The organism is Acidiphilium sp., from assembly GCF_049977125.1.
GTDB lineage: Bacteria > Pseudomonadota > Alphaproteobacteria > Acetobacterales > Acetobacteraceae > Acidiphilium.
This window is the reverse complement of record NZ_JBMFGY010000157.1, coordinates 1-6058: the sequence shown is the minus strand read 5'-3', so window position 1 is coordinate 6058 and position 6058 is coordinate 1. Positions and strand designations below refer to the sequence as shown.

The following is a 6058-nucleotide window of genomic DNA, read 5'->3' as shown; positions in this document are numbered from 1 at the left end:
CAATGATTACCGGGGCAGCGCCTCAACCGTGACAATCCCCGGCCGCTCGCGCCGCAGCACAATGCCCAGCACGACACCGAACAACACCAGCAACATCGCGAACACGCCGGCGTAGCCGAGCGCCGCCATCCCGCCGGCGGCGAGCAATGGCCCGCAACTCGCCCCCGCCGCCCAGGCGAACAGCACCCCCGCGCTCACGCCAAGCAATTGCTCCTGCGCCGCCCGGTCAGCGGTCATCCCGACGCCGAGCCCATAAAGAACCCCCGCCGTCGCGCCATAGGCCGAGCCGAACACCGCGAACCAGACCAGGGCATGGCTCATGAACAACCCGACGCAAGCGGCCATCGCCACCAGCAGCGCCATCCGCACGATCACCACCCGCCTGATCCGGTCCGCCAGCAGCCCGACCGGAAACTGCATCGCCATGCCCGCCAGCAAACAGAGCGAAACCCCGAGCGAAATCCCCTTCTGGTCGATGCCGGCGCGTTCCATCACCACGGGAAACATCGAAAAAAACATCCCGCTCGACATCCCGGCGGCAAAACACGTCACCACCCCGGCGGGCGAGAGCGCAAACAGATCCCGCAGCGACAAGCGCGCCCGCGTCGGCAATGACGGCGCCACGCGGGTCAGGATCGTGGTCGGCAACAGCGCGGTCAGAAATGCCGCCACCGCAAGCGTCAGCAGCGATTCCGCCGATCGGAACAACGATAGTGACGAGGCGCCGAGCACGCTGCCGGTCCAACTCGCGAACATATAAAACCCGAACACCCGCCCCCGCACCGCGCGTCGTGCCGAGGCATTGAGCCAGCTTTCAACCACGGTGAACATGCCGATGCTGCACACGCCGATGACGAACCGGATCGCGATCCACGGCACCACCGCCGCGACCCCGTTGATCAACAGAGTCGCATCCGCCGCCACCACGCAAAAAATCACCAAAGCCCTGATATGCCCGATCCGCAGCAGCACCGAAGGTACAACCATGCTGCCCACCAGCATGCCGCCGTAATAGGCCGACGCCACAATCCCGATCGCGAAGGTCGGCACCCCGTGAGCGATCAGCAGAATCGGTGTCAGCGGCGTCAACATCCCCAACGCGACCTGGGCAAACAGCACAGTGGCATAGAGCGGCGCGTAGTTCATCATCAGCGGTGATCGACAATCTCTGGCTGCACCGCTGAAGTATCGCAGATCGCCCGCCCGCCCGGAAGCGCCAGATCAGTCCCGCCATATGACGAAATCAGATAGGCAATTCGTATTTTTGCGCTGGCCGGGCAATTATATTTGGCAGAAATGTGAAATTCGCAGGTGAGAGAAATCGCTTCTTTTTTGTAAAAAAGAAGCAAAAAACTTCTGTGAGCTGGGTCTCAGGCGGTTTCAGCGCCCCAGTCCCAGAAGAACAAAGTTTTTTTGCTTCTTTTTGTTCACAAAAAGAAGTCTTCTCCCTCGCCTTATCCTGCCCATGACCCCCTGCCCATAAAAGATTTGATCTACCCGGAAATACCCCCCACACTGGCCTTCGGATCACATCACCCTGCCACGCCACCGGGCGCACGCCCGCACATGAACAGCATCGGGAGACCAACAGGTGACGCGTCAATCCAATCATCTCGACCAGCTCCGCCGCACCGCGAACGACATGCAGAACCATGTCCTCGATGAATACCTCGCCGGCCATATCGACCGGCGCGGCCTGCTCCGCCACGGCACCGCCTACGGGCTCTCCGCCGGCCTCCTCGCCGGCATATTCGGCATCCCCGGCGCCGCACGCGCCGCCGGCAAACCGGGAGCGACCATCCGCGTCGGCATGCTCGGCCCGACCGGCACGATCAACCCGATCACCGTGGGCGACACCGGCGGCCTCTGCATGCTCCAGCAGGCCGGCGAATTCCTCTGCCTCGACGATCCCAAACTCCACCTGAAACCCCAGCTCGCCACCTCCTGGTCCTCGGACAAAACCGGCGCGATCTGGACCTTCAAACTCCGCAAAGGCGTCACCTTCCACGGCGGCAAACCGATGACCGCCGACGACGTGGTCTATTCCCTCGCCCGCCTCGCCGATCCCAAGCTCGGCTCCAACGCCCTCTCCACCTTCAAAGGCGTGCTCAGCCCCAAAGGCGTCGTGAAGATCGACGACCACACCGTCGCCTTCCATCTCGACGCTCCGAACGGCAACTTCCCCTATCTCGTCTCGTCGGACAACTACAACGCCATCATCTGCCCCGCTGGCTCGGATGCCGCGAAATATCAGGACGATTTCGAAGGCACCGGCCCCTTCATCCTCGACAGATACACCCAGGGCCGCGGCGCCAGCTTCCGGCCCAACCCGCACTGGTGGGGCGGCAAGGTGCTGCCCGCCCGCACCGAATTCAGCTTCTACACCAATCAGCAATCCCAGATCCTCGCCCTGCAGGGCGGCCAGGTCGACGTCCTCCAGCAAATCGTCGTCCAGGGCGCGCAAGGTCTGCTGAACAACCCGAGCGTCAAAATCCTCAACCTCCGCTCCTCCGCGCACCGCCAGGTCCACATGCGCTGCGACATGGCCCCCTTCACCGACAAGCGCGTCCGCCGCGCCGTCGCCCTCACCCTCAACCGCCCCGGCATCATCCAGGGCCTGTTCCGCGGCTATGCCGACCTCGGCAACGACAGCCCTTTCGCCCCCATCTTCCCCTCCACCAACAAATCCATCCCCCAGCGCGCCATGAACATCGCCGAGGCGAAACACCTCATGGCCGCAGCCGGCCTCGCCAAAGGCGCCAGCGTCACCCTCACCACCGAACAGGTCCAGGAAATCCCCGACTACGCCGTCCTGATCCAGAACGCCGCCGCCGAAATCGGCATCAAAATCAACCTGAAAATCGAAACCAGCGCCGCCTATTACGGCGCCGCCACCTTCGGCAATTCGGACTGGCTCGACAGCCAGATGGGCATCACCGACTACGGCGCCCGCGGCGTCCCCAACGTCTTCCTCGGCGCCCCGCTGCTCAGCAACGGCACCTGGAACGCCGCCCATTTCAAAAACCCCACCTACGACAAACTGGTCGCCGACTACATCGCCGACATCGATCTCAGCCGCCAGCGCGTCACGTCGGGCAAAATCGAAACCCTCCTGCTCGACGAAACCCCGATCATCTTCGCCTATTTCTACAACTACCTCGCCGCCACCGCCCCCAACGTCAGCGGCGTCCACGTCACCGGCATGTCGCAGGTCTTCCTGCAACACGCGACGATTGCCTGAGCGTGGGCACCTGACCATGGACAGCTGAACCATGGCCGCGCGCCTCGCCGGCATGCTGGCCCAGCGTCTCGGCCTCGCCCTGATCACCCTCTGGCTCCTCAGCATGGTCGTCTTCGCCGGCGCGCAACTCCTGCCCGGCAACGTCGGCCGCGCCATCCTCGGCCCGCTCGCCAGCCCCGTCGCCGTCGCCGCCCTCAACCACCAACTCGGCACCGACCTGCCCATCCCGATCCAATACTGGCGCTGGATCAGCAACTTCGTCACCGGCAACATGGGCATCTCCTACACCTACCGCACCCCGGTCGCCCCCTTCGTCCTCGCCGCCCTGCTGAACTCATTGAAACTCGCCGCCGTCGCCTTCGTCATCGTCGTCCCGCTCTCCATCGCCGGCGGCGTCTACGCCGCCATGCACGCCCGCACCTGGATCGACAAAACCATCAGCATCGCCGGCCTGTCCATGACCGTGATCCCCGAATTCGTCTCCTCCATCATCCTCATCCTCATCCTCGGCATCTGGCTCCGCTGGCTGCCGATCACCGCCACCGCCCCGCACGGCGCAGGCCCGCTCGAACAGATCGACCATCTGATCCTCCCCGCCCTGCCCCTGGTCTTCATCCTGTTCGGCTACATCGCCCGCATGGCCCGCGCCGGCACGATCGATGCGTTGGACGCCGACTACACCCGCACCGCCATCCTCAAAGGCCTGCGCCCCGGCATCGTCATCCGCCGCCACGTCCTGCGCAACGCCCTGCTCCCCACCATCACCGTCGTCGCCACCCAGGTCGGCTACCTCGTCGGCGGCCTGGTCATCGTCGAAACCCTGTTCCGCTACCAGGGCATCGGCAGCCTCATCCTCACCGCCGCCCGCGCCAAGGATTTCCCCATGCTCGAAGCCGGCATCCTCACCATCGGCATCGTCTACGTCCTGGTCACCATGCTGGCCGACATCGCCCTCGTCCTCCTCAACCCCCGCCTGCGCAACGCCGGCCGCTGACCATGTCCGAAGCCGCCCTCCCCACCGTCACCGACCCCACAACCCCACCCAAAACCCGCCTCCGCGCCGCCCTCACCGCGCCCATGTTCCTCATCGGCGCCACCATCCTCACCTTCTGGATCATCTGCGCCCTGATCGGCCCCGACATCGTCCCCTACAGCCCCTACGCCGACGATCTGATGAACACCCTCGCCCCGCCCAGCGCCGCCCATTGGTTCGGCACCGACCAGATCGGCCGCGACATCTTCTCGCGCGTCGTCGTCGGCGCCCGCTCCATCCTCTCGGTCGCCCCGCTCGCCACCCTGCTCGGCACCCTCGCCGGCACCACAATCGGCCTGATCACCGGCTATTTCGGCGGCTTCGTCGATACCGCGATCAGCCGCCTGATCGAGGTCTTCCTCGCCCTCCCGCTCATCATCGTCGCCCTGCTCGCCCTCGTCGCCCTCGGCCCCTCCAACACCACCGTCATCATCGTCATCGGCCTGATCTTCGCCCCGCTGATCGCCCGCACCGTCCGCGCCGCCGTGCTGACCGAACGCGAACTCGACTATGTCGCCGCCGCCCAACTCCGCGGCGAATCAGCGCCGCACATCATGTTCGTCGAAATCCTGCCCAACGTCGCAGGCCCCATCCTGGTCGAAACCACCGTCCGCCTCGGCTACGCCATCTTCACCGTCGCCTCGCTCAGCTTCCTCGGCTTCGGCATCCAACCCCCCTCCGCCGACTGGGGCCTCGCCATCTCCGAAAACTACGAACTCATCACCGGCGGCTATTGGTGGACCGTCACCTTCGATGCCGCGGCCATCGCCTCGCTCGTCGTCGCGGTCAACCTGATCGCCGATGGCATCCAGGGCACCATCGAATGAACACCACCACCACACCCCCACAAGCCACCACCACCACAATCGAAACCCAAATCCCCGCCCTCTCCGTCGAAAATCTCGACGTCGCCTACCGCACCCGCGGCCGTGACCTGCAAGTCCTGCGCGGCATCTCCTTCAGCATCGCCCCCGGCGAAGCCTACGGCCTGGTCGGCGAATCCGGCTGCGGCAAATCCACCGCCGCCCTCGCCGCCATCGGCGCCCTGCCCCGCAACGGCATCGTCCGCGCCGGCAGCCTCCGCGTCGCCGGAAAAACCCTCGCCAGCCTCACCCCCCAAGCCCTCCGCCGCCTGCGCGCCGAACAAATCTCGATGGTCTATCAGGACGCCGGCCGCGCCCTGAACCCCTCCCTCACCATCTTCCGCCAAATCTCCGAAGTCTTCGACCTCCTCGCCCCCACCCCATCCACCACCACCCGCGCCCGCTGCGCCACCATGCTCGACCGCGTGCAAATCGCCTCACCCGACCGCGTGCTCGATGCCTACCCCCACCAACTCTCCGGCGGCATGCTCCAGCGCGTCATCATCGCCATGGCTTTGGCAAAAGAACCCAGCCTCCTCATCCTCGACGAACCCACCACCGCACTCGATGCCACGGTCGAAGCCGAAGTGCTCGACCTCATCGCCACCCTGCGCCGTGAATTCTCCACCGCCATCCTGTTCATCAGCCACAACATCGGCGTGATCGAACGCATGTGCGACCGCGTCGGCGTGCTCTACGCCGGCAGCCTGGTCGAAACCGGCCCCACGACCGATCTCCTCCGCCGCCCGCTCCACCCCTACACCACCCGCCTGCTCCGCTGCCTGCCCACCCCCGGCCGCAGCAAAAACACCTCACGGCTCGACACCATCAAAGGCTTCCTGCCCCCGCCCGGTGCGAACATCCCCGGCTGCGTCTTCGCCGAACGCTGCGACCTCGCCACCACCATCTGCCACACCACCC

At 65.3% G+C, this 6058-nt stretch carries 5 protein-coding genes; 4 read left to right on the top strand and 1 reads right to left on the bottom strand.

Annotated features, from left to right (window positions below):
* Nucleotides 1-6: 6 nt before the first annotated feature.
* A complete protein-coding gene (locus ACP5E6_RS15580) occupies nucleotides 7-1149 on the bottom strand; it encodes an MFS transporter (RefSeq protein WP_427955554.1) in 1143 nt (380 codons plus the stop codon).
* Between the two features lie 442 nt (nucleotides 1150-1591).
* Here ACP5E6_RS15580 and ACP5E6_RS15575 point away from each other — a divergent pair, with 442 nt between their 5' ends.
* The 4 genes from ACP5E6_RS15575 to ACP5E6_RS15560 all read left to right on the top strand — a co-directional run.
* Nucleotides 1592-3241, top strand: coding sequence for an ABC transporter substrate-binding protein (locus ACP5E6_RS15575; protein WP_427955551.1), 1650 nt, complete (start codon nucleotides 1592-1594; stop codon nucleotides 3239-3241).
* 31 nt (nucleotides 3242-3272) lie between these two features.
* Nucleotides 3273-4235 (top strand): ABC transporter permease, encoded by a 963-nt coding sequence (locus ACP5E6_RS15570; protein ID WP_427955549.1) that lies wholly within the window; start codon nucleotides 3273-3275, stop codon nucleotides 4233-4235.
* Nucleotides 4236-4237: 2 nt separating this feature from the next.
* The gene (locus ACP5E6_RS15565; RefSeq protein ID WP_427955546.1) at nucleotides 4238-5101 is read left to right on the top strand and encodes an ABC transporter permease; all 864 of its coding nucleotides are present in this window, start codon (nucleotides 4238-4240) and stop codon (nucleotides 5099-5101) included.
* Nucleotides 5098-6058: ABC transporter ATP-binding protein (locus tag ACP5E6_RS15560; protein WP_427955543.1), on the top strand; the 961-nt coding region annotated here is incomplete at its 3' end. The genes ACP5E6_RS15565 and ACP5E6_RS15560, both read left to right, overlap by 4 nt.

Coding starts and splice junctions, on each gene's coding strand:
- ACP5E6_RS15565 (WP_427955546.1), top strand. CDS start 4,238: ATGTCCGAAGCCGCCCTCCCCACCGTCACCGACCCCACAACCCCACCC.
- ACP5E6_RS15580 (WP_427955554.1), bottom strand. CDS start 1,149: ATGATGAACTACGCGCCGCTCTATGCCACTGTGCTGTTTGCCCAGGTC.
- ACP5E6_RS15570 (WP_427955549.1), top strand. CDS start 3,273: ATGGCCGCGCGCCTCGCCGGCATGCTGGCCCAGCGTCTCGGCCTCGCC.